The 20,872-nt window shown below is 67.1% G+C and carries 27 protein-coding genes; 22 read left to right on the top strand and 5 right to left on the bottom strand.

Features of this window, described 5'->3' with window-relative positions:
* Positions 1 to 6 precede the first annotated feature (6 nt).
* Both Q0D44_RS02530 and Q0D44_RS02525 read left to right on the top strand, forming a co-directional pair.
* The gene (locus tag Q0D44_RS02530) at positions 7 to 459 is read left to right on the top strand and encodes a hypothetical protein (RefSeq protein ID WP_230188816.1); all 453 of its coding nucleotides are present in this window, start codon (positions 7 to 9) and stop codon (positions 457 to 459) included.
* 246 nt (positions 460 to 705) lie between these two features.
* A complete protein-coding gene (locus tag Q0D44_RS02525; RefSeq protein WP_294131864.1) occupies positions 706 to 1,812 on the top strand; it encodes a hypothetical protein in 1,107 nt (368 codons plus the stop codon).
* A 523-nt stretch (positions 1,813 to 2,335) separates the two neighbouring features.
* Here Q0D44_RS02525 and Q0D44_RS02520 read toward each other — a convergent pair.
* From Q0D44_RS02520 to Q0D44_RS02510, 3 genes are all read right to left on the bottom strand, one after another.
* Positions 2,336 to 2,584: a hypothetical protein gene (locus Q0D44_RS02520; RefSeq protein ID WP_230188819.1), complete on the bottom strand. Its 249-nt coding sequence runs from the start codon at positions 2,582 to 2,584 to the stop codon at positions 2,336 to 2,338.
* Positions 2,585 to 2,650: 66 nt separating this feature from the next.
* Positions 2,651 to 2,875 carry a hypothetical protein gene (locus Q0D44_RS02515; protein WP_230188820.1) on the bottom strand — a complete coding sequence of 75 codons (225 nt, stop codon included), beginning with the start codon at positions 2,873 to 2,875 and terminating at the stop codon, positions 2,651 to 2,653.
* The gene (locus tag Q0D44_RS02510; protein ID WP_230188821.1) at positions 2,875 to 3,141 is read right to left on the bottom strand and encodes a ribbon-helix-helix domain-containing protein; all 267 of its coding nucleotides are present in this window, start codon (positions 3,139 to 3,141) and stop codon (positions 2,875 to 2,877) included. The genes Q0D44_RS02515 and Q0D44_RS02510 overlap by 1 nt, the downstream gene beginning before the upstream one ends.
* 246 nt (positions 3,142 to 3,387) lie before the next feature.
* On the opposite strand from Q0D44_RS02510, the gene Q0D44_RS02505 reads away from it, so the two are divergent.
* The gene (locus Q0D44_RS02505; RefSeq protein ID WP_230188826.1) at positions 3,388 to 3,687 is read left to right on the top strand and encodes a DUF736 domain-containing protein; all 300 of its coding nucleotides are present in this window, start codon (positions 3,388 to 3,390) and stop codon (positions 3,685 to 3,687) included.
* A gap of 68 nt (positions 3,688 to 3,755) precedes the next feature.
* Here Q0D44_RS02505 and Q0D44_RS02500 read toward each other — a convergent pair whose 3' ends face one another.
* Positions 3,756 to 4,565 carry a sulfite exporter TauE/SafE family protein gene (locus tag Q0D44_RS02500; protein ID WP_294018311.1) on the bottom strand — a complete coding sequence of 270 codons (810 nt, stop codon included), beginning with the start codon at positions 4,563 to 4,565 and terminating at the stop codon, positions 3,756 to 3,758.
* 468 nt (positions 4,566 to 5,033) lie between these two features.
* Between Q0D44_RS02500 and Q0D44_RS02495 the strand changes: the two genes are divergently transcribed.
* Positions 5,034 to 5,876, top strand: coding sequence for a DUF932 domain-containing protein (locus tag Q0D44_RS02495; protein ID WP_230188829.1), 843 nt, complete (start codon positions 5,034 to 5,036; stop codon positions 5,874 to 5,876).
* A 157-nt stretch (positions 5,877 to 6,033) separates the two neighbouring features.
* Here Q0D44_RS02495 and Q0D44_RS02490 read toward each other — a convergent pair whose 3' ends face one another.
* Complete coding sequence (locus tag Q0D44_RS02490) at positions 6,034 to 6,261, bottom strand: helix-turn-helix transcriptional regulator (protein ID WP_230188830.1); 228 nt, start codon at positions 6,259 to 6,261, stop codon at positions 6,034 to 6,036.
* 169 nt (positions 6,262 to 6,430) lie between these two features.
* Here Q0D44_RS02490 and Q0D44_RS02485 point away from each other — a divergent pair, with 169 nt between their 5' ends.
* The 18 genes from Q0D44_RS02485 to trbL form a co-directional block, all read left to right on the top strand.
* Positions 6,431 to 6,694: a DUF2285 domain-containing protein gene (locus Q0D44_RS02485; protein WP_230188831.1), complete on the top strand. Its 264-nt coding sequence runs from the start codon at positions 6,431 to 6,433 to the stop codon at positions 6,692 to 6,694.
* A gap of 64 nt (positions 6,695 to 6,758) precedes the next feature.
* Complete coding sequence (locus Q0D44_RS02480; RefSeq protein WP_294131860.1) at positions 6,759 to 7,070, top strand: DUF6499 domain-containing protein; 312 nt, start codon at positions 6,759 to 6,761, stop codon at positions 7,068 to 7,070.
* Positions 7,009 to 7,632: a DUF2285 domain-containing protein gene (locus Q0D44_RS02475; protein ID WP_230188833.1), complete on the top strand. Its 624-nt coding sequence runs from the start codon at positions 7,009 to 7,011 to the stop codon at positions 7,630 to 7,632. The genes Q0D44_RS02480 and Q0D44_RS02475 overlap by 62 nt, the downstream gene beginning before the upstream one ends.
* A 130-nt stretch (positions 7,633 to 7,762) precedes the next feature.
* Complete coding sequence (locus Q0D44_RS02470) at positions 7,763 to 8,029, top strand: helix-turn-helix domain-containing protein (RefSeq protein ID WP_015459426.1); 267 nt, start codon at positions 7,763 to 7,765, stop codon at positions 8,027 to 8,029.
* Positions 8,026 to 8,532, top strand: coding sequence for a DUF2840 domain-containing protein (locus Q0D44_RS02465; RefSeq protein WP_230188834.1), 507 nt, complete (start codon positions 8,026 to 8,028; stop codon positions 8,530 to 8,532). The genes Q0D44_RS02470 and Q0D44_RS02465 overlap by 4 nt, the downstream gene beginning before the upstream one ends.
* Positions 8,529 to 9,074 carry a S26 family signal peptidase gene (locus Q0D44_RS02460; protein WP_230188835.1) on the top strand — a complete coding sequence of 182 codons (546 nt, stop codon included), beginning with the start codon at positions 8,529 to 8,531 and terminating at the stop codon, positions 9,072 to 9,074. Before Q0D44_RS02465 ends, Q0D44_RS02460 begins: the two co-directional genes overlap by 4 nt.
* A 35-nt stretch (positions 9,075 to 9,109) precedes the next feature.
* Positions 9,110 to 9,445, top strand: coding sequence for a DUF736 domain-containing protein (locus Q0D44_RS02455; protein ID WP_230188836.1), 336 nt, complete (start codon positions 9,110 to 9,112; stop codon positions 9,443 to 9,445).
* A 187-nt stretch (positions 9,446 to 9,632) separates the two neighbouring features.
* A complete protein-coding gene (locus tag Q0D44_RS02450) occupies positions 9,633 to 10,361 on the top strand; it encodes a lytic transglycosylase domain-containing protein (RefSeq protein WP_294131857.1) in 729 nt (242 codons plus the stop codon).
* Positions 10,362 to 10,599: 238 nt separating this feature from the next.
* Complete coding sequence (locus tag Q0D44_RS02445) at positions 10,600 to 12,357, top strand: DUF3363 domain-containing protein (protein ID WP_230188838.1); 1,758 nt, start codon at positions 10,600 to 10,602, stop codon at positions 12,355 to 12,357.
* A 15-nt stretch (positions 12,358 to 12,372) separates the two neighbouring features.
* Entirely contained in the window at positions 12,373 to 14,346 is a 1,974-nt protein-coding gene (locus tag Q0D44_RS02440; RefSeq protein ID WP_230188839.1) for a conjugal transfer protein TraG, read from the top strand.
* 9 nt (positions 14,347 to 14,355) lie between these two features.
* Positions 14,356 to 14,781, top strand: a complete 426-nt coding sequence (locus Q0D44_RS02435; protein ID WP_230188840.1) for a CopG family transcriptional regulator — start codon at positions 14,356 to 14,358, stop codon at positions 14,779 to 14,781.
* Positions 14,782 to 14,951: 170 nt separating this feature from the next.
* On the top strand, positions 14,952 to 15,938 hold the full coding sequence (gene trbB / locus Q0D44_RS02430) for a P-type conjugative transfer ATPase TrbB (protein ID WP_230188841.1): 987 nt from the start codon (positions 14,952 to 14,954) through the stop codon (positions 15,936 to 15,938).
* A gap of 32 nt (positions 15,939 to 15,970) precedes the next feature.
* Entirely contained in the window at positions 15,971 to 16,270 is a 300-nt protein-coding gene (locus tag Q0D44_RS02425; protein ID WP_230188857.1) for a TrbC/VirB2 family protein, read from the top strand.
* Positions 16,267 to 16,548 carry a VirB3 family type IV secretion system protein gene (locus Q0D44_RS02420; protein ID WP_230188842.1) on the top strand — a complete coding sequence of 94 codons (282 nt, stop codon included), beginning with the start codon at positions 16,267 to 16,269 and terminating at the stop codon, positions 16,546 to 16,548. Before Q0D44_RS02425 ends, Q0D44_RS02420 begins: the two co-directional genes overlap by 4 nt.
* Positions 16,545 to 18,995: a conjugal transfer protein TrbE gene (trbE, locus tag Q0D44_RS02415; RefSeq protein WP_230188843.1), complete on the top strand. Its 2,451-nt coding sequence runs from the start codon at positions 16,545 to 16,547 to the stop codon at positions 18,993 to 18,995. Before Q0D44_RS02420 ends, trbE begins: the two co-directional genes overlap by 4 nt.
* Positions 18,992 to 19,708: a P-type conjugative transfer protein TrbJ gene (trbJ, locus tag Q0D44_RS02410; RefSeq protein ID WP_230188844.1), complete on the top strand. Its 717-nt coding sequence runs from the start codon at positions 18,992 to 18,994 to the stop codon at positions 19,706 to 19,708. The genes trbE and trbJ overlap by 4 nt, the downstream gene beginning before the upstream one ends.
* A gap of 6 nt (positions 19,709 to 19,714) precedes the next feature.
* Positions 19,715 to 20,020, top strand: a complete 306-nt coding sequence (trbK-alt, locus tag Q0D44_RS02405) for a putative entry exclusion protein TrbK-alt (protein ID WP_230188845.1) — start codon at positions 19,715 to 19,717, stop codon at positions 20,018 to 20,020.
* A partial coding sequence (gene trbL / locus Q0D44_RS02400; protein WP_294131853.1) for a P-type conjugative transfer protein TrbL occupies positions 20,017 to 20,872 on the top strand: 856 nt, incomplete at its 3' end. The genes trbK-alt and trbL, both read left to right, overlap by 4 nt.

Raw genomic sequence — 20,872 nt, 5'->3', positions numbered from 1 at the left:
CGCATTATGACAGCGTCTTCCGCACAGTTTCTTATCCCTATCATCGCGTCGCTCGGCGCCGCCCTGATCGCCGGTATCGCGAGCTATGTCGCAGGGCGCGGGATGCGCTCGCATGAGTGGAAGCTTGGGCTTGTCCGCGAGCGCCTGTTGGAACGGCAACGGCTCTACGCGAAGTTCATCGCGGAAGCGGACCGCAATGTGCTGCTCGTCGCAGGGGCCGGTTCGAAGTCGATCGACAACGTCACGCCGTTGCTTGCGCTCTACGCGGAGATATCCCTTCTCTCCACCGATGCCGTGCAGCAGTGCGCGAAGCGAGTTTGCGATTTGGCGCTTTCAGCCAACGGCAGAGAAAGCAGCGGGGAGGACGGCGATCACTTCGCGGCGAAATGCGCGTTCGTCGATGCGGCCCGAAGTGAGCTCAAAGCGATTGAAGTAGGCGCGCGCTCGGCAGCCCCCTGATCGATGGAGGATGGCCCGGTCGTGCCGAACTTGGTCCTATTCGACGATCCTCAGCCCGCACCGCGCTCATCGTCGCGGGTCCGGTATTGCAATTTGAATGGACCGGCGTAGTTTCTGGCGTGCGCCGCTATCGTCGGCGCGGCCGCTGCCTTGGCGAAGGATCGTTGATCCAACGAATTTTGCTCTGTTGTGACCGCAACTTTATTCGGCCGCTAGAGAGATGAGCAGCGCATCTTCAAGGCCGGAATGAAGGATGCGACGATGTACTCCACTCTCGATGGCGCCAAGAAGTGCGCCAAGCAGCTCAAGCGCCTCCTCCAGGCCAGCGCGATGATTTTTCCGCTGTCCGAATGCCAGAATGCCGTCGCTGTGGCGGGTGGCTATCGCAGTTGGCACGATCTCAACGCCCGGATCGGTCAGCGGCAGGGCGCGGCCAGTCCGTATGATTATTGGGGGAATCTGATCAAGGCGCTGCCGCAGGCTTGCCATCGTCCGGTATCGGCTTCTCTCGATCAGAAGAGTAAGGGAGCGCTGACACCCTCAGACCTGTGGGTGCGCGATGTCCTTCCCTATGCGCTCAGTCTTGAGATCGTCCTTCGGGCGAACGCATCGTTGCTGCGGCCTGGTTCGGGTCCGGGGCAGCGTCTGCGCCTTGCGATCATCTCGGGAATGCTGCTGAATGTCGAAGGCGGTTCCGGCTTCACGCCTAAGCTTGATCCCAAACGGCTATGGCTGACCTTCGAGGGAACGCCTGTATCGATACTGCCCAACCTCGCGCGCGATCCGAATTTCGATGTCGCCCTGCACTCGCTGGTCGATGCCGGCATCTTGGTGGTCGAGAAGAACATGACGACGGTCCAGATCGCGGATGACTCGGAACTGCACACAGAGATTCTGCGCCGGGCGTCGCAATGGGGAGCGCCGCAGACACCGCCGGTCGACTATGAGCAGATGGACGACGATCTGGCCGCCGCGCTCGCCCATCAAGAGGGGATCGAATGGCGCGATGCTGGCCCCAAGGTCCCCTACGATGAACTGGAGCATCGAGGGGTTCTCCTCCAGAGCCGCTACTCGGTCGCACATGAATTGCAGACGATGAAGGCCGTCGTGGACGCAATGCCTGATGACGTGCGGCTACGTGTCTCCACAATCTGGTGCGATTCCAAAGCCTCCGCCATCTACAGCGTCACGGTTACGCTCGGCATGGATCGACGCGGACTCGCCGATGCCATCTGCGACAGTTTCCGCACCGCAACGAGCGGGTTTAACGGCATTTTCGTCGAACATGGAGACGACCAGAAATTCTTTGATCCAGAATGGCCAGGCGATGAAGAGCTTGAACTACTGGCTTAACCGGAGGCATGGCCTGAAAGTCGATATACTCGCCGACGACGGGGATGAGCGCATCCGCCGTCGGCGGCGTGTAGGACGGCGAATGGCACAATAGGCCAAATTGAACGGGGCGGTCTCGGCGGATTCGCCTAGTGCCGGGCAGCGCAGATAAGAACGGACGGCGGCGCAGTCCATGTCTCTGTCCAAGGGTTTACCACCGCGATGCCGCAATCGGTCAAGTCGATGACATTGCGAATCGCTAACCGTGCGCCGCGCTGGCGCCGCGATGTCAGGATAGGCCAAGGTGGCACCGCTATCGAACGATAGCCCCCCGGCCAGATCGACCTCGAACATCGGCAGCGCGGCCACCATCGGCGCGTCCCGACGGCGGTCTTCGGGCGGCAGCGCCAAGCCATAGAAGATTTCCGCCTGCGTCAATGTCGTGGTGAAGCGCCCTCCGTCGGTCGCTGCCCGATCCACGCGATCACCGCTGCGTCGGGCTCGCGCCGCATCAGCTCGGAGATGACGTTGATGCCGGGGACGATCATTCGCCAAAGTTCACCGGCCGCTGGATGGCCTCGCGGGGCGTCTCGGGAAGCTCGACACCGCCGAGCGGACCGAAGCGCCGATGGATCGCTTGCGCGAGATTGCGGGGGCGCGGATCATCGGTCGAAAGCGCTGAGCGCAAGATGTCGCGCGCTTCGTCCTCCATAGAGTGGCCGTTGATCGCGGCGCGCACGCGCAGCCGCTTCTCGATCGCGTCGTCGATGTTTCGGATCGTTATCACCGCCATGCTGACCTCCATAAGTCAATGACTGCATGTCAGTCGATGACGCGCAAAACTGCAAGGTTGTGCACCTTAGGGCAGCGGCCCGAACAGATCGTCCAGCTCGCTTCGCATGTAGCGTTCGATGACCCGCAGTTCGTCGTCACCGATCGGAATCTCTTCGGGCCAGTCGTCGGTCACGACGATCGGACCATCATCCTTCCGGCGACGCAGCGGCGGATTTTTCGGCTCATCCGGCGGGAACGTCAGCCCCTTCGCCCACCCGCGCGGCAACCGGCGCTTGGCCCGGCGCTTCATTACACCGGCCCTCGGCCCGAGGATCGTCCATGTAGCAAAGCGCCGACATGCTCTTGGATGGCGTCGTGGGAGACCACGCGGCCCGCATCGACGTCGTCCAGTCCTTCCCATGTCATGCGGTGCCTCTCCTCTTCATCGTGCAGCAGCCATGTTTGCAATGCCTGCTGCACGGCTTCATCGCGTGTCATGCCGTTGCAGGCGGCGATTGCATCGACCCTCGCAGCAAGTTGGGTCGGCAGTTCGGCGGTGAATCGCTTGAAAGACATCGGCCCAAAATAGCAGCCTCATTTACTCCGGAAAGAGCAAGGGCTGCATGAAGCGATGCCGATTCATCATCGTTGCTTCACTGATGGCGTTCAGCATTTGAAAGGCGGTTTGGCGCCTCCCTGCGGGACCGCCGCTCTATCTCCGCTGCGCTCTGGCCGCAAGCGGTGCGCGTCCGATCATCCCCGCTTCACCGATCGCCATCGAGGCCGCGGCGGTCGTGGCCCGAAAGCGAAAGGAACTACGACATGGCCACCATCGGCACCTTCACCCAGGCAAGCAACGGCTCCTTCACCGGAACCGTCAAGACCTTGACCCTCAACGCCAAGGCGACCCTCCGGCCGATCGACAAGGAAAGCGACAAGGCGCCCGATTACCGCCTCGCGGTCGGCTCGGTCGAATGCGGCGCGGGATGGAAGAAGACCAGCCGCGAGAACCGCGATTACATCTCGATCAAGCTGGACGATCCGAGCTTCCCGGCGCCGATCTACGCCACCCTGAGCGAGACCGACACCGCCGGCGAATATGCACTCATCTGGTCGCGCTGAGCGACGCGACGCCCCGCCCTCCGGCGGGGCGTTTCCCTCTCGGCGGCTCGCCGCCAGAGAGGGACGGATCAGTGCCGACGGTGGAGAAGCATCTTGGCGGCGGACAAGATGAGGATCGTCGCCAGCAGTGGCATCAGCACGGCTTCAGGCACGATCCCGAGAAGCCGCCCCCCGATGAAAGCGCCGAGAATCGAGCCGAGCGCCATGACGATGACGAACATGCGATACCGGCCGATCACGGCGAAGCTACGGTCGCGGCTATAGCGCGCGAACCCGGCGATCATCGTGGGCAGGCTGATCGCGAGCGACAGGCTGCCGGCGAGCTTCACATCGAGCCCGAACAACAGGATCAGAGTCGGAATCAGCAACTCGCCGCCAGCGACCCCGAGCAAAGCAGCGACGATGCCGATCGCGAACCCGGCCAGGATGCCGGCTGCGATCCGCACTAAGTCGTTCGCCACCAGCGCATGGCCGCCGGTGAGGCCGTGACCGAATGCCAGCGCCAACGCGATCAGGACCAGCAGAACACCGATGATCCGGTGCAGCGTTTCGGGCTTGAGCCCGATCGCCCAACCCGCCCCGAACCAGGCGCCTGCGATGCTGCCAGCGAGCAGGTTGACGATGACCGGCCAGTGCGTGGCGATTTCGGCGAACGGCACGGTGCCGGTGCGGAACGGAAGCGCCGTCGCCACAACTATCAGGCTCATCGCCTTGTTCAGGATGACCGCTTCGAGCGCCGGAAAGCCGAACAGCCCCACCAGCAGGGGCAGCCGGAACTCAGCCCCACCGAGACCGATGAGCCCGCCGAGCGTGCCAATCACGCCGCCAGCAGCGAAGGCCGGGATAGGGTTGCGGACTGCCGCGTCAGCGTCTTTCATCGCGTGCTCGCTCCAGCGCGAGCAACTCGTCCTCGCACTCCCGTTCACCATTCCCCACGACTATTCCTTTTCCTCGGCCACGCATGTGCATCGACAGGCGCGCGCTGCCGCTCTGCTTGAGCGCGTTCATCTAGACGGGCTATGTGAACGCCTTCCGCCCGATCTGCCCGGTGGCTCGAGGTGAGCAGGTGTAGCCCTGTTCGTTCGTGTCGCTCAGCAGCTTCTACGCGGACTGATCCCGCTTAGGCGCATTTGTCGTGCGGCGCCACTTGGCGCCGCAGTGCTTGGGGCGCTGCCCCCAGCGCCCTTCGGAGCGGCTTCCGCCCAGCTTCCTCCACGGCTTCGCCATTCCGTGCAGCCGGTTCCCCGCGAAGCCGCCCACTCCGGTTGCACCCCCGGTCTCGCCGACGGGCAGGGTTTCAGCGCGGCGCTCCGCTGCGCGGAAACCCAAGCCCAAGGAGTTCAGCCATGTACCATCAACTCGCCACCCGGTTCGGCCGCAACGCCCACCAGATCAGCGGCCATGAGGCGCTCGATAACGAGGCGCTCTATCGCCATGTCCCGTCCATCTTTGCCCGCGAGGCGCACGACAGCCGTTCTGATCGCTACGTCTATGTTCCCACCATCGACATCGTGGAGGGGTTGCGCCGGGAAGGATGGTTTCCGTTCTTCGCCGTGCAGTCCGTTCCTCGCGACGGCAGCCGCCACGGCCACGCCAAGCACATGCTGCGCCTGCGCCGCGATGACGGGATCGGTAAGCCCGAGGCCGCCGAAGTCATCATCGTCAACAGCCATGACGGGACCAGCGCTTACCAGATGTTCGCCGGGATGCTGCGGTTCGTCTGCACCAACAGCATGATTGCAGGCGAGCGGTTCGAGGAGGTCCGCGTTCCGCACAAGGGGAATATCGAGCATGACATTATCGAGGGCGTTTACACCGTCGCCGAGGACTTTCCCCGGCTGATCGACGCCAGCGAAACCATGAAGGGGATTCAGCTTTCCCCCGACGAACAGCGCTTGCTTGGCGAGGTGAGCCTTGTCGCCCGCTACGGCGACGATGAAAGTCCGGTGCGGCCCGACCAGATCATCGAGCCGCGCCGCCGCGAGGATGTGGACCGGAGTCTCTGGACCACGTTCAACGTCATTCAGGAGAATGTCGTTCGCGGCGGGCTGCATGGCCGCAAGCGCAATGCCGAGGGCCGCATCCGGCGCAGTCAGACCCGCGCGATCAACGGCATCGACCAGAATGTGACGCTCAACCGTGCGCTGTGGACGCTGGCCGAGGGGATGCAGCGCCTCAAAGCCGCTTGAGCATTCGCCACCGCAGGGCCGAGTTTCCGGCCCTGCGGCCTTTCCCGTTTCGCGCCGATCCGCTGCACCGGATCGGCGGCGGCCGCGCGTCCCAAGGTCCGCGCGGCCGCAATGGCGCGCTCGCCGGGCTGGCGCCCAGCTCGCTTCTCAGGAGAGGTTAGTCGCCCCCAGGCAAGTCGGTTTCGGCGACAAGTTCGGCCGGTGTAACGCCAAGCGCCGATGCCAGATGAAACAGGGTGACGACCGTGGGATTGCGTCGCCCGCGCTCCAGATCGCTTACATATTGTTGAGTAAAGCCCGATGTCTCGGCAAAGCGCTCCTGGGTAAAGCCCTTCTCCTTCCTCAATCTGGCGAAGTTCAATCCCACGAGGCGGCGCATATCCATGCGCGGCAAACTGGACGATACACACTATCCGGTTTATCTCCTATAAGGTGTATCGCCGGTCTGGCGGCGCTTGTCGCTGCAACAGGTGCAACGAACGATGCGAGACTTGCACATAGCCGGCGCATGTATTTGGTCTAGGTTCGTTAATGAGGATCATGTCGGGGGCGCCATGAGCACCAGCCATTTCGCAGATCGCGCGCCGGATGTATCGCAGCTCACCGCCTATGACGAAAGCCATTTGGCGGACTATCTGCGCTTGCTCGACGCGGCCGAGGAGGGCGCCGACTGGCGCGAGGTCGCCGCCCTTATTCTCGGCATCGACGCCGCCGCCGAACCGCATAGGGCGAAGACCATGCACGCCAGCCATCTCGCGCGAGCGCGGTGGATGACCGAAGTTGGCTACGCCCATCTGCTCGGTTGCGAGCGTCCCTAAAGCGTTAAGATTTCATCCATTTTGGCGCTTCCTCGTGGTTCGCGCCGCAGCCTTCCGAGCATGGTTGAGCGCAACCTTCGCGCTATTGCGACGCTTCCTGCGCGGCAATGTTGTCCCTCCCGAAATTCGCGCAATGCGCGGCTGGGAGGATGCAATGCCGATGCCGCCGGGACGGCGCCAGCAACGCATCGGCGGCTTGTCCGATGCAAGCGGGCGCGCTGAAATCGCCGCCGAGTTTCTACGGCGAAACCCCACTTATCGCGCCGAACATGCGCAGATGCAGAAGCGCATCGCCAGCGGCGCCGTCGCGAAGGATGCCGCCGAGGCGGCATTCGCGCGGCGCTGGGGGTTGTCCTTTCGCCACGGCGCCGGATGATCTTTCAGAGCCGGTCGTCTGGCGGCCGGAACTGACCGCCGTCACGGTCATTCTCGACGCCGCCCCGGATGGATTCGAGCGTGCCGCGCCGGTCGATCCGCGCGCGCTCGGCGCGCTGTTCGCCGACGTGGCCGGTATCGAAGGGCGCCATGTCATCGTCTCTGACGCTGCCGGCGAGCATCGGCTTTGGCTGCGCGATCCGGAGCCCGGTCGCCCGCTCGCCGCCGTCATCCCGCTCGACAAGGATTTCATCACGCGCATCGCGAGCCTGCTGCGCTTCCACCGCCGCCTGTTCGGGCGTGCGGCGGGGCCGTTGCCGCGCGGCTGGCCGCTCACCGCCTACCGGCTGGCGCGGCTCGACCTGATGCTCCGCGCGCTCGACCTGCGCGATGGCGGGGCGACCTATCGCCAGATCGCGGTCGAGCTCGGACGTGATGACGCGACCAGATTGTCCGCCAGCGATTGGAAGATGTCCGCTTCGCGGTCGTTCGTCGTGCGCCTGGTCCGCGACGGCATCGCGATGATGAACGGCGACTACCGCAAACTGCTCCGCATTCGCTGATCCGTCCGCCCCGGTGGCGCCCTCGCAGGGGGTGGTCAGATCCGTGCAGCCGCACATCTTCATACCCCACCCGGCCGCGTCCGGCCTGTCATTTACGCCTCCTGCCGCCACTGCCCGCAGGAGCCGTCACTTGTCCGATACGCCCACCAACCTGCCGCCCCGCTTCCTGCGCACGCCGGAAGCCGCGCGCTTTCTCGGCCTCTCGGGCCGAACGCTGGAGAAGCACCGCTATTTCGGGACCGGCCCGGCCTACCGCCGGATCGGCGGCCGCGTCGTCTATTCGGTCGATGACCTGCGCGCCTGGGCCGACATCGGCATCAAGCATTCGACCTCCGATCCGGGGCAGGACGACCTCATGCCGCGCGCCGACTCGGCCATCGCCCGGAGCCGGCGATGATCATGCCGCCGTCACCTATGCGCCTGCCGACCGCCACCGGCGACGGCCTAACCCGCGTCGAACTGACCTGGATCGAGAAGCGGGTCGAGCACTGGATCAGGTTCGGCCGCATCGCCAAGGACGAGATCGTCGATCGCCGCCGCCGCATCGTCAGCTTCCGGCCGGGCGCCGTGTTCGCGTTCGTCCGCTGGGCGTCGAACGACTACGGCACGATCATCTCGCGCATCGACGTGGTGCGCGCGGTCGCAGCCGGTGAGCCGTTCACGACGCTGCCGTTCGTGCGGCCGGGCGGCGACATCCTGCTCAAGATCGAGGGCTGGCCCAAGGTCCAACAGGTGCTGGCCGCGATCGACGCGACCGAAGCGGCCGGTGTCGATCCGTGCGACGCCGCACCCGATCATTGGCGCCACGTCCACAACCGCATCGCCGCCGGACATCAGCCGCGACTCTACACGTTGGAGCGACATCGCGCCTGGCTCAAGCGCCGGGAGATCGAAGGATGACCCGCCGCTTCTACGTCCGCGCGACAGCGATCACCGCGTCGGCTTTCGCTGGCGCGTTCGCGGTCATCGCGATCACCGATCCGCTGCCGCGCGTCGTCTGGAACGCCAGCGCGAGCGCGCCGCTCGGCCTCTATCGGATCGAGCCGGACCGCGATCCGCCGCGCGGCGCGTTGGTCGCGGTCGAGCCGCCCGAGCGGCTTGGCCGCTGGATGGCCGAGCGCGGCTATCTCGGCAGGAACGTGCCGCTGTTGAAGCACGTCGCCGCCAAGGCCGGGCAGCATGTGTGCCGGATCGGTGTCGCGGTGAGCGTCGAGGGACGGCCCGTCGCTGTCGCGCTGATGCGCGACCGGATCGGCCGTCCGCTGCCGGTCTGGCAGGGCTGCCGCACGCTCGCGGCGGGCGAGCTGCTGCTGCTCAATCCCGATCATCCCGACAGCCTGGACGGCCGCTATTTCGGGCCGCTCCGCGCGTCCGCCGTGCTCGGCCGCGCGATCCCGATCCTCACCCGCCAGACCCCCGACGCGCCGCTCACCTGGCGCTGACCCGATTTTTCCCTGCCAACCCAAAGGAGATTCCCATGCAGATCGGCAGCTTCATCCGCACCGCCAATGGCTTTGAAGGCATCCTCGAAAGCGCGATGCTCGACATCCGCATCTCCATCGTTCCGGCCGAGCCGAGCGATGCCGAGAAGGCGCCGGACTGGCGCGTCCATCGCGGCGATGACGGCGACGGACCGGAGATCGGCGCGGGCTGGAACGAGAGCGGCGAACGCGCCGGGGATTACGTCTCGCTGCGCATCGACGATCCCACCTTCGCGCAGCCGATCCGCGCCGCGCTGTTCCAGAACACCAATGACAAATCGGCATGGTCGCTGCGCTGGAACCGGCCCCAGAAGCCGCGCGAGCAGGACTGAGATCGTGCGCTTCTCCATCATCCCTTTGTTCGCGGGAAAGCCGTCTCATCCCTTCGTCCCGCTCGGGCGTAGGCCGGCCGGGGCGCGCAGCGAAGGTCAAGGGCGGCCGAAGGCCGGCGCGCCGCGCGTACCCTTTACCGCAGCGAGCACGCTGGCAGGCTGGCGGCGGTGCGGAGCCGGATCGGCGGTGGCGCTCGCCCTCGGTCTGCTTTCGGCCGGGGCTGTCCCAATGGCGGCGTCGGCGCAGGACGCGGCGACGGATCGAGCCGTGGCGCGTCATCCCTATGCCGAGCATGTCGCCGACGCGGCGCGCCGGTTCGGCATCCCCGAGGCGTGGATTTGGGCGGTGATGCGCGTCGAGAGCAACGGCGATGCCCGCGCCGTTTCGTCGGCCGGGGCGATGGGCCTGATGCAGATCATGCCCGCGACCTGGGCCAATCTTCGCGCCCGCCACGGTCTCGGGAGCGATCCCTATGACGTGCGCGACAACATCATGGCGGGCGCGGCCTATCTGCGCGCGATGTTCGACCGCTATGGCAGCGCGACGGCGATGCTGGCGGCATACAACGCGGGGCCGGGACGCTACGAAGATTACCTGTCGCGCGGCCGTCCGCTGCCCGCCGAGACGCGCGCCTATCTCGCAAAACTGACGTCGATTGTCGGCACGTCGGACGCAGTTGAAACGGCGGTGAGCGCTTCGCCCGATCCATTCGCCTGGCGCCGCGCCGCGCTGTTCGTGCGCACGGCGAGCGCGGATTCGGATGCGGTTCCTGTGCAACCGGGGAGCGCGACTGGTGCAGCGCCAGCACCGCCGGGCCGACCAGCACCCGGCGAGGATAACGCCATTGCATCGCCAACGGAGAGGCAGGCCGACACGCTGTTCGTCTCCCGCGCTCGCGCGGGCCGATCGCAATGATCGGCATCGCGCAACCCTCGACCATCCGAAGCAGAAGTGAGGCTGGGGAGGGAGAAAACGGCCGGGACAGACGAGGGCAAGATACAAGCCGCACCCCGTTTTGCCGAAAAGCCGAGGCTTTTCTTATGGCTAACGTGGGGGCGTCGGTCGGCGCGCGTGCCGCGCGGAAGAAAAAAGCGAGCAAAAACAGCGCCTCGAACGGCACCACAGGCCGTTTTCGGCGGAAAACGGCCCGGCCATGAGCGAGGACAGCGATTTCCGCATCCGGCCAGGCAAGGCCAAGCGCAGCAAGGCGCAGGGCCGCAATGCGCGCGGCCTGGTGGCCGAGGTGCTGCGCGTCGCCGCCCGCAGCGGCGGCGGCAAGCGCGCCGGGTGGGGCGGATCGCGCTCGCGGGGGCAATCGAGCTTCGGGCGCGGGCGCACATCGTTCGCGCGGAGCCGCCTGTTCGGATCGGGCCGGCGCGTGCTGGTCAAGGCGCTGCCCGTCCGCCACCGCGTCGGCGGCCGGCGCATGGCGCCGCTGTCCGCGCACATCGCCTATCTGAAGCGCGAGGGCGTCACCCGCGACGGCTCGCCCGCGCGCATGTTCGACGCCGACGGGGATCGTGCCGACGATCGCGGTTTCGCGGAGCGATGCAAGGACGACCGGCATCATTTCCGCATCATCGTTTCGCCCGAGGATGCCGCCGATCTTTCCGACCTGCGCGAATACACCCGCGATCTCGTCCGCCAGATGGAAGCCGACCTCGGCACACGCCTGGAATGGATCGCGGTCGATCACTGGAACACCGACAATCCGCACGTCCATCTGCTCGTGCGCGGTGTCACCGACACCGGCGCCGATCTCGTGATGGCGCGCGACTATATCGGCCACGGCCTGCGCTCGCGCGCCGAGGAGTTGGCGTTCGCGGAGCTAGGGCCGAAACCCGAGCACGAAGTCCAGCGCGCGCTCGACCGCGAGGTGACGGCCGAGCGCTGGACCCGGCTCGACGGGGAGATCGGGCGCGCCGCCGACGAGCTGGGCGTGATCGACCTGCGCCCCGAGCGGCCCGGCCCGGACGATCCGCGACTCCGCCGGCTGATGATCGGGCGGTTGCAGCATCTGGAGACGATGGGGCTGGCGGCCGAGGGTGAGCCGGGTCAATGGGCGGTTGCGACAGGCGCGCAGGCGAAGCTGCGCGAGTTGGGGTCACGCGGCGACATCATCCGCACGATCGGCGCGGCGCTCAAAGAGCGCGGACAGGATCGGCCGCTCGACAGCTATGCCGTCGTCAGCGGCGCTCCCGAGAAGCCGATCGCTGGCCGGCTGATCGACAAAGGACTGCACGACGAACTGACCGGGACGGCCTATGCCGTCATCGACGGCACGGACGGCCGCACCCATCACGTCCGCCTGCCGGGTCTCGAAGCGCTGGAGCATAGCCCGGCGCTCGGCGGCATCGTCGAGCTGCGCGGCGTCGGCAGGCCCGGCGACGAGAAGCCGGCGCTCATCCTCGCCACGCGATCAGATCTCGACTTGCCCGCGCAGATCAAGGCGCCCGGCGCGACCTGGCTCGACCATCGCCTGATCGAGCGCGGCGCCGGCGTCGCGGACGGCGGGTTCGGCGCCGAGGTGCGCCGGGCGATGGACGCGCGCACTGATCATCTCGTTCGCGAGGGGCTGGCGCGCCGCTTCGGCGAACGCACGGTGTTCGAGCGCGGGATGCTCGACAGGCTCCGCAAGCGCGAGCTGGATTCCGTCGGCGCGAAGATCGCGGGCGAGACCGGGCTTGCCTATCGCCCGGCTGCCACCGGCGAGAAGATCGCAGGCGTCGTGCGCCAGCGCCTCGCGCTCACGTCCGGCCGCTTCGCCATGATCGACGACGGCCTCGGTTTCCAGCTCGTGCCTTGGGCCAGCACCCTCGAACAGCAACTCGGCCGGCAGGTGTCCGGCGTCGTCCGCGCAGGCGGCGGCATCGACTGGGCGCTGGGCCGCAAGCGCGGCCTCGGCCTCTAATTCAGGAGTGAACTCATGTCCGCGACCAAGATTTTGTGGGGCCAGATCATCATCGTGTTCCTGATCGTGCTTTCCGCGGTCTGGGGCGCGACGCAGTGGACCGCCGCCGCGCTCGCCTATCAGCCCGAGCTTGGTCCGCCGTGGTTCATGCTTGGCGAGTGGCGCATCTATCCGCCGCCTGCCTTCTTCTGGTGGTGGTTTTCGTTCGACGCCTATGCGCCCGGCATCTTCCTGACGGGCGCCTATATCGCGGCGTCGGGCGGGTTCGTGTCGATCGCCGTCGCCATCGGCATGTCGGTATGGCGTGCCCGCGAGCTGAAGAACGCCGAGACCTACGGGTCGGCGCGTTGGGCGACCGAGCGGGAGGTTCGCGCCGCCGGCCTGCTCGGACCAAACGGCGTGGTGCTCGGCAAGCTCGCGCGCGACTATCTTCGCCACGACGGCCCCGAGCATGTGCTGTGCTTCGCGCCGACGAGGAGCGGCAAGGGCGTGGGCCTGGTCGTGCCGTCGCTGCTGGCCTGGCCGGCATCGGCGATCGTCCACGACATCAAGGGCGAGAACTGGCAGCTCACCGCGGGCTTCCGCGCGCGGCATGGCCGGGTGCTGCTGTTCGATCCGACCAACGCCGCGTCGGCCGCCTACAACCCGCTGCTGGAGGTGCGGCGCGGCCAGTGGGAAGTGCGCGACGTGCAGAATGTCGCCGACGTGCTGGTCGATCCCGAAGGCAGTCTCGAGCGTCGCAATCATTGGGAGAAAACCTCTCACTCGCTGCTGGTCGGCGCGATCCTCCACGTCCTCTACGCCGAGCCCGACAAGACGCTGGCCGGCGTTGCGGGATTCCTGTCCGATCCGTCGCGCACGATCGAGCAGACACTGGCCGCGATGATGGCGACGCCGCACCTGGGCAAGGCCGGCGTGCATCCCGTGGTCGCCTCGGCCGCGCGCGAGCTGCTGAACAAATCCGATAACGAGCGATCGGGCGTGCTCAGCACCGCCATGTCGTTCCTCGGCCTTTACCGCGATCCGGTCGTCGCGCAGGTCACGCGGGCCTGTCAGTGGCGCATATCGGATCTGGTCGAGGGCGACCGGCCGGCGACGCTCTACCTCGTCGTGCCGCCCAGCGACATCTCGCGGACCAAGCCGCTGATCCGCCTCATCCTCAACCAGATCGGACGGAGGCTGACCGAGGAGCTGACGCCGAAGGGCGACCGGCATCGCGTGCTGCTGATGCTCGACGAGTTTCCGGCGCTCGGCCGGCTCGACTTCTTCGAGTCCGCGCTGGCGTTCATGGCGGGCTACGGGCTGAAGGCGTTCCTCATCGCACAGTCGCTCAATCAGATCGAAAAGGCTTACGGCCCCAACAACGCGATCCTCGACAACTGCCATGTGCGCGTGAGCTTCGCCACCAACGACGAGCGGACCGCCAAGCGCGTGTCGGACGCGCTCGGCACCGCGACCGAGATGCGCGCGATGAAGAACTATGCCGGGCACCGTCTCTCGCCTTGGCTCGGACATTTGATGGTGTCGCGGTCCGAGACCGCCCGGCAGCTCCTCACGCCGGGCGAGGTGATGCAGCTCCCGCCCGACGACGAGATCGTGATGGTGGCGGGCGTTCATCCGATCCGCGCGAAGAAGGCGCGCTACTTCCGCGATCCGCGTTTCGCCGAGCGGATCATGGCCGCGCCCGAGCCGGCCGCGGTCGCGGCCCGGCCTGACGACTGGACCGGCCGCGCGGCCGCCGCCGATCCCGCCGATGTGGCGCGGATCGTTCGTGCGCAGGAGGACGCCGCCAATGGCGGGCTGCGCCGGGAGCCCGAGCTGCCCGAGCATGTCGCCATCGCGCCGGAGACGACGGCGCCGCCCGCACAGGAGTTCGCGATCGTCGACGACGAACCCGAGGACGCGGCGCGGCAGGCCGCCGTGAGGCGCCGGATGCAGGGGCTCGCGCGGCAGGCGTCGCTCGACCCCGGCGACGGGATCGATCTGTAGGAGTCCGTGATGCGCACCCGCCTCAATGTCTATTTCCCGCCGGCGCTCGCCAAACAGGTCGACGAGCTGGCCATCCGTCGGCGCATCTCTCGTTCGGCGATCGTGGAGGCGGCGGTCGCCTCCTATCTGTCGCCGGACGGCGCCGATCGGATGGAGGCCGCGTTCGCGCGGCGGCTTGACCGCCTGTCGCGACAGGTTCAACGGCTTGAGCGCAATACGGGCCTGACGACCGAGGCGCTGACGCTATTCGTCCGCTTCTGGCTGGCCGTAACGCCGCCGCTTCCCGACGACGAGCAGGCCGCGGCCCAGGTCAAGGGGCGCAAGCGCTATGAGGGGTTCGTAGAAACACTCGGCCGCCGCTACGCGAGCGGCAAGAGCCTGATGGATGAGATCCCCGAGGACGTCTGGCCGAAGCAGTCGCCCGATTCGGAATAATCATGGTCTCGGCGGGCGGGATGCCGGTCGGCCGATCCGCATCCTGCAAGTATATGCCGCCGCCTCTACTACGCCTTCAACTAGCTGTTGCGGCGGATAAATTTCTGGCTCTCTTGATGTGCTCCTGACGCCGGGCGGCGGTTCGCCCGGTCCATTGCAGGGGCCAAGTCTTGACCGTCCACCCGATCCGATCCGAAGCGAAATCCCGCGGCGCGCGGATGCTGCGCACCGCGCTCGGGGCCTCGATCGCGGCCTGGCTCGAAGACCCCGCCGTCATCGAGGTTATGCTGAACCCGGACGGCCGGCTGTGGGTCGATCGGCTCGGTGAGGGCATCAGCGACACCGGCATGACGCTGGTGGCAGCGGACGGCGAGCGCATCGTTCGTCTCGTCGCACACCATGTCGGCGTCGAGGTTCACGCGAAGTCTCCGCGCGTCTCGGCGGAGCTGCCCGAAGGCGGCGAGCGGTTCGAGGGGCTGTTGCCGCCCGTGGTCGCCGCGCCGGCCTTTGCGATCCGCAAGCCCGCCGTCGCTGTGTTCACGCTCGACGACTATGCGGCGGCGGGGATCATGTCAGGGCGCCAGGCCGAGGCGCTACGGCACGGCGTCGAGACCCGCGCCAACATCCTCGTCGCAGGCGGCACCGGCAGCGGCAAGACCACGCTGGTCAACGCGCTCCTGGCCGAAGTCGCCAAGACCACCGACCGCATCGTCCTCATAGAAGACACGCGCGAGCTGCAATGCGCCGCGCCCAATCTGGTCGCCATGCGGACCAAGGATGGCGTCATCTCGCTGTCCGATCTTGTGCGGTCCTCGCTGCGCCTGCGCCCCGACCGTATCCCGATCGGCGAGGTGCGCGGCGCCGAAGCGCTCGACCTCCTCAAAGCCTGGGGCACCGGCCATCCCGGCGGCATCGGCACGATCCACGCCGGGACGGCGCTCGGCGCGCTGCGCCGCATGGAGCAGCTCATCCAGGAGGCCGTCATCACGGTCCCGCGCGCGCTGCTCGCCGAGACCATCGACCTGATCGCCGTGCTGGTCCGCGACGGGCACGGCCGCCGCCTCGCCGAGCTGGCCCGTGTCGAAGGGCTCGACCCTGCGACCGGCGATTACCGGCTCACACCGCTTTCCAACACCCAACCGGGAGACCTGCCATGATCCATGCCATCCGGCATGGCGCACGTCGCGCCATGCTTGCCGCCACCGCCAGCGTGATCGCGCTGACCTTCGCCGTCCCGGCCCATGCGGGTGGATCGTCGATGCCATGGGAAGCGCCGCTCCAGTCGATCCTCGAAAGCATCGAGGGGCCGGTGGCCAAGATCGTCGCGGTCATCATCATCATCGTGACCGGCCTGACGCTGGCCTTCGGCGACACGTCGGGCGGCTTCCGCCGGCTGATCCAGATCGTGTTCGGGCTGAGCATCGCATTCGCTGCGTCGAGCTTCTTCCTGTCCTTCTTCAGCTTCGGCGGCGGGGCGCTGATCGCATGACGGGCGCAGCCGAATATGGCGAACCGATCGCGGGCTTCTACGCCCCCGTCCACCGGGCGCTGACTGAGCCGATCCTGCTCGGCGGCGCCCCCCGGTCGCTCGCCATCGTCAACGGGACGTTGGCGGGCGCGATCGGCCTTGGCCTGCGCCTCTGGATCGCCGGCCTCGTCATCTGGGCCATCGGCCATGCGCTCTCCGTCTGGGCCGCGCGCCGTGACCCGCAATTCGTGGACGTGGCCCGCCGCCACCTCCGTTACCCGAGCTGGATGCGGTCATGATGAGCCTTCGCGAATACCGCGGGCACGCGGCGCACCTTGCCGACTTCCTGCCCTGGGCCGCGCTGGTCGGCGAAGGCGTCGTGCTCAACAAGGACGGCAGCTTTCAACGCACGGCGCGTTTCCGCGGCCCCGATCTCGATAGCGCCACGCCGGCCGAGCTGGTCGCGACGACGGCGCGGCTCAACAATTCGCTGCGCCGGCTCGGTTCGGGCTGGGCGATCTTCGTCGAGGCGCAGCGCACGCCCGCGCTCGACTATCCCGAATCCACGTTCCCCGATCCGGTCTCGGCGCTGGTCGATATGGAGCGCCGCGAACAGTTCCGCGAGGAAGGGGCACACTTCGAGAGTGCCTATTATCTGACGCTGCTGTGGATGCCGCCGGCCGAGGAAGCCGCGCGCGCCGAAGGCTGGCTCTACGAGGGCCGTTCAACATCCGGTGTCGACCCTTGGGAGCTGCTCAAGGGTTTCACCGATCGCAGCGACCGCGTGCTGAACCTGGTCGAAGGTTTCGTGCCCGAAGTCCGCTGGCTCCAGACGCAAGAGACGCTGACCTATCTGCACAGCACGATCTCGACCCGCCGTCAGCGCGTCCGCGTTCCTGAGACGCCCATGCATCTCGACGCGCTGCTGGCTGACGAGCCGCTGACCGGCGGTCTCGAACCGAAGCTGGGCGACCATCATCTCCGCACGCTGACCATCGTCGGCTTCCCGTCCGTCACGTTCCCCGGACTGCTCGACGAGCTGAACCGGCTCGCCTTCGAGTATCGCTGGTCCACCCGCGCGATCATGCTCGACAAGACCGACGCGACCAAGCTGCTCACCCGGATCCGTCGCCAGTGGTTCGCCAAGCGCAAGAGCGTCGCCGCGATCCTGAAAGAGGTGATGACCAACGAGGCATCAACGCTGCTCGACAGCGACGCCTCGAACAAGGCCGCCGACGCCGACACCGCCCTGCAGGAGCTGGGCGCCGACTATGCAGGCATGGCCTATGTCACCGCGACCGTGACGGTGTGGGACCGCGATCCGGCCATAGCCGCCGAGAAGCTGCGGCTGGTCGAGAAGGTCATCCAGGGCCGCGACTTCACGGTCATCCCCGAGGGCATGAACGCGATCGAGGCATGGTTGGGGAGCCTTCCCGGCCACACCTACGCAAATGTTCGTCAGCCCCCGGTTTCCACGCTCAATCTCGCCCACCTGATCCCCCTGTCAGCGGTATGGGCGGGGCCGGAACGGGACGAGCACTTCGGACAACCCCCCTTGCTTTATGGCAGGACCGAAGGCTCGACCCCGTTCCGGTTTTCCCTTCACGTCGGCGATGTCGGCCATACGCTGATCGTCGGCCCGACCGGCGCCGGCAAGTCGGTGCTGCTCGCGCTCATGGCGATGCAGTTCCGCCGCTACGAGAGTGCTCAGGTCTTCGCCTTCGATTTCGGCGGCAGCATCCGCGCCGCCGCGCTCGGCATGGGCGGCGACTGGCAGGATCTCGGCGGGATGCTCGCCGACGAAGCGGAGACAGGCGTCCAGCTTCAGCCGCTTGGAGCGATCGACGATCCCGCCGAGCGCGCCTGGGCGGCTGAATGGCTGGCGGCGATCCTCGCCTCCGAAGGCGTCGCGGTCGATCCGCAGGCCAAGGAGCATCTCTGGTCCGCGCTCGGATCGCTGGCGTCCGCCCCGGCGCCCGAGCGCACGCTGACCGGGTTGGCCGTGCTGCTCCAGAGCCAGCAGCTCAAGCAGGCGCTCGCTTCCTATTGTATCGGCGGGCCGTGGGGCCGGCTGCTCGACGCCGAGACCGAACGGCTCGGCGAGGCGTCGGTTCAGGCGTTCGAGACCGAGGGCCTGGTCGGCGCCGGCTCGGCCGCGGCGGTCCTGTCCTACCTGTTCCACCGGATCGAAGGCCGCTTGGACGGCTCGCCGACGCTCATCATCATCGACGAGGGTTGGCTGGTCCTCGACAGCCCGGATTTCGCCGCGCAGCTCCGCGAATGGCTCAAGACCTTGCGGAAGAAGAACGCCAGCGTGGTGTTCGCCACGCAGAGCCTCGCCGACATCGAGACGTCGAGCATCGCGCCGGCCATCATCGAGAGCTGCCCGACACGCATCTTCCTGCCGAACGAGCGCGCGGCCGAGCCGCAGATCGCGGCGATCTATGAGCGGTTCGGGCTCAACGCGCGGCAGATCGAAATCCTCAGCCGGGCGACGCCCAAGCGCGACTATTACTGCCAGTCACGCCGCGGCAATCGGCTCTTCGAGCTGGGGCTGGGCGAGGTGGCGCTGGCGTTTGCCGCCGCGTCGTCAAAGACCGACCAGCTCCGCATCGCCGAATTGATCGACGCCCACGGGCAATCCGCCTTCGCGGCCGAATGGCTGCGCCATCGCGGCTGCGCCTGGGCCGTCGAGCTTCTTCCTCCCGATCCCTCGCATCAACCTCAGCAGGAGTTACCACTATGAAGACGACTATCCTGCGCCGTGCCATCCTGGCCGGCGCCATCGCGACGTCGAGCGCCATCGGCATCACTGCCGCGACACCGGCGCACGCGCAGTTCGGCGGGATCGTCTATGACCCGACCAACTATGCGCAGAACGTGCTGACGGCGGCCCGGTCGCTCCAGCAGATCAACAACCAGATCCAGCAAATCCAGAACCAGGCGACCTCGCTCATCAACGAGGCGCGCAACCTGACCTCGCTGCCGTTCAGCTCGCTCCAGCAGTTGCAGCAGCAGGTGCAGCGCACCCAGCAGCTTCTTGGGCAAGCGCAACGCATCGCCTATGACGTGCAGAACGTCCAGCAGGTGTTCGGCAGCCGCTACAAGGGTGCGACGCTGACGGGCACGCAGGCGCAGATGGTCGCCAATGCGAATGCGCGGTGGGAGGATAGCGTCGGCGCGTTCGAGGACTCGCTGAAGGTGCAGGCAGGCGTCGTCGGCAATATCGACGGCGCGCGCACGGCGATGGACGGTCTGGTCTCGGCCAGCCAGTCGGCGACCGGCGCGCTTCAGGCGACGCAGGCGGGCAACCAGCTTCTCGCCCTGCAATCGCAGCAGCTCGCGGACCTTACCGCTGCGGTCGCCGCGCAGGGCCGCGCACAGGCGCTGCAATCCGCGCGCCAGGCCGCCGAGGAGGCGGAGGGCCGCGAGCGGTTCCGCCGCTTCATGGGCAACTGATCGCCCATGTCGCGCACGGCGAAGATCGCGGGGGTGTCGGCGCTGGCCGGGCTGATGATGACGGTGGCGATCGTCGCCGCCACCCGGCCGAGCGCACCACCTCCATCACCGCGCGCCGCCGTAGCGGCGGACGAAGGCCGCGCCCGGCTCGCGCGTGAGCTGGATCGATGCGCGACGCTCACCATGCCGGACGCGGGCTGCGAGGCGGCCTGGGCCGAGAACCGCCGCCGCTTCTTCCGACAGGATGAGCCTGCCCCCGACACCGAGCGCGACGGCGGCCCGTCGTCGCCCGCCAAAGGCGACGCGCCATGAACGACACATCGGTCATCGACACCTTCCTCAGCGTCTTCACCGGCTACATAGATAGCGGGTTCGGCCTGCTCGGCGGCGAGGTCAGCTTCCTCTCGACGACCTTGATCGCCATCGACGTGACGCTCGCCGGGCTGTTCTGGGCCTGGGGCGCGGACGAGGACGTGCTTCAGCGCCTCATCAAGAAGACGCTCTATATCGGCACCTTCGCCTTCATCATCGGCAACTTCTCCTCGCTCGCCAATATCGTGTTCCAGTCGTTCGCCGGGCTCGGCCTCAAGGCGAGCGGCGGGGCGATGTCGATCTCCGATTTCATGAAACCCGGCATGATCGCCGCGAAGGGCCTCGAAGCCGGCAGGCCGCTACTCGACGCCGCAGGTCAATTTTCCAACCTCTGGGCGGTCTTCTCGAACCTCGCGCTGATCCTCGTGTTGCTGCTCGCCTGGGTCATCGTCGTGCTCGCCTTCTTCATCATCGCGGTGCAGGTCTTCATCACGCTGATCGAGTTCAAGCTGGTGACGCTCGCCGGCTTCGTGCTGCTGCCCTTCGCCTTCTTCAACAAGACCGCGTTCATGGCCGAGAAGGTCTTGGGCCATGTCGTCTCGACCGGCATCAAGGTGCTGGTCCTGGCCGTCATCACCGGCATCGGCACGACGCTCTTCAGCCAGTTCACCAACGCCAGCCTCGGCGTCGCGCCCGACATCAACCAGGTCATGGCGATCGCGCTGGCCGCACTGTCGCTGCTCGGCCTTTCGATTTTCGGTCCCGGCATCGCCAACGGCATCGTTTCTGGCGGTCCCGCGCTCGGGGCGGGCGCGGCGGCCGGAACCGTGCTCGCGGCCGGCGGCGCGCTGG

Origin of the sequence: Sphingobium sp. (assembly GCA_023266575.1) — a bacterium.
Classification (GTDB): Bacteria; Pseudomonadota; Alphaproteobacteria; order Sphingomonadales; family Sphingomonadaceae; genus Sphingobium.
The sequence above is the reverse complement of the archived record's forward strand: the minus strand, read 5'-3'. Positions and strand labels throughout refer to the sequence as shown.

Bases quoted from the DNA above. Each gene is read 5' to 3' on its own strand.
- Q0D44_RS02445 (WP_230188838.1), top strand. From the start codon at position 10,600: ATGAGCGAGGACAGCGATTTCCGCATCCGGCCAGGCAAGGCCAAGCGC.
- trbE (WP_230188843.1), top strand. From the start codon at position 16,545: ATGATGAGCCTTCGCGAATACCGCGGGCACGCGGCGCACCTTGCCGAC.
- Q0D44_RS02520 (WP_230188819.1), bottom strand. From the start codon at position 2,584: ATGGCGGTGATAACGATCCGAAACATCGACGACGCGATCGAGAAGCGG.
- Q0D44_RS02485 (WP_230188831.1), top strand. From the start codon at position 6,431: ATGAGCACCAGCCATTTCGCAGATCGCGCGCCGGATGTATCGCAGCTC.
- Q0D44_RS02420 (WP_230188842.1), top strand. From the start codon at position 16,267: ATGACGGGCGCAGCCGAATATGGCGAACCGATCGCGGGCTTCTACGCC.
- Q0D44_RS02455 (WP_230188836.1), top strand. From the start codon at position 9,110: ATGCAGATCGGCAGCTTCATCCGCACCGCCAATGGCTTTGAAGGCATC.
- Q0D44_RS02465 (WP_230188834.1), top strand. From the start codon at position 8,026: ATGATCATGCCGCCGTCACCTATGCGCCTGCCGACCGCCACCGGCGAC.
- Q0D44_RS02460 (WP_230188835.1), top strand. From the start codon at position 8,529: ATGACCCGCCGCTTCTACGTCCGCGCGACAGCGATCACCGCGTCGGCT.
- Q0D44_RS02530 (WP_230188816.1), top strand. From the start codon at position 7: ATGACAGCGTCTTCCGCACAGTTTCTTATCCCTATCATCGCGTCGCTC.
- Q0D44_RS02425 (WP_230188857.1), top strand. From the start codon at position 15,971: ATGCTTGCCGCCACCGCCAGCGTGATCGCGCTGACCTTCGCCGTCCCG.
- trbJ (WP_230188844.1), top strand. From the start codon at position 18,992: ATGAAGACGACTATCCTGCGCCGTGCCATCCTGGCCGGCGCCATCGCG.
- Q0D44_RS02490 (WP_230188830.1), bottom strand. From the start codon at position 6,261: ATGGATATGCGCCGCCTCGTGGGATTGAACTTCGCCAGATTGAGGAAG.
- Q0D44_RS02505 (WP_230188826.1), top strand. From the start codon at position 3,388: ATGGCCACCATCGGCACCTTCACCCAGGCAAGCAACGGCTCCTTCACC.
- Q0D44_RS02495 (WP_230188829.1), top strand. From the start codon at position 5,034: ATGTACCATCAACTCGCCACCCGGTTCGGCCGCAACGCCCACCAGATC.
- Q0D44_RS02435 (WP_230188840.1), top strand. From the start codon at position 14,356: ATGCGCACCCGCCTCAATGTCTATTTCCCGCCGGCGCTCGCCAAACAG.
- Q0D44_RS02515 (WP_230188820.1), bottom strand. From the start codon at position 2,875: ATGAAGCGCCGGGCCAAGCGCCGGTTGCCGCGCGGGTGGGCGAAGGGG.
- Q0D44_RS02475 (WP_230188833.1), top strand. From the start codon at position 7,009: ATGCCGCCGAGGCGGCATTCGCGCGGCGCTGGGGGTTGTCCTTTCGCC.
- Q0D44_RS02510 (WP_230188821.1), bottom strand. From the start codon at position 3,141: ATGTCTTTCAAGCGATTCACCGCCGAACTGCCGACCCAACTTGCTGCG.
- Q0D44_RS02500 (WP_294018311.1), bottom strand. From the start codon at position 4,565: ATGAAAGACGCTGACGCGGCAGTCCGCAACCCTATCCCGGCCTTCGCT.
- Q0D44_RS02440 (WP_230188839.1), top strand. From the start codon at position 12,373: ATGTCCGCGACCAAGATTTTGTGGGGCCAGATCATCATCGTGTTCCTG.
- Q0D44_RS02525 (WP_294131864.1), top strand. From the start codon at position 706: ATGAAGGATGCGACGATGTACTCCACTCTCGATGGCGCCAAGAAGTGC.
- trbK-alt (WP_230188845.1), top strand. From the start codon at position 19,715: ATGTCGCGCACGGCGAAGATCGCGGGGGTGTCGGCGCTGGCCGGGCTG.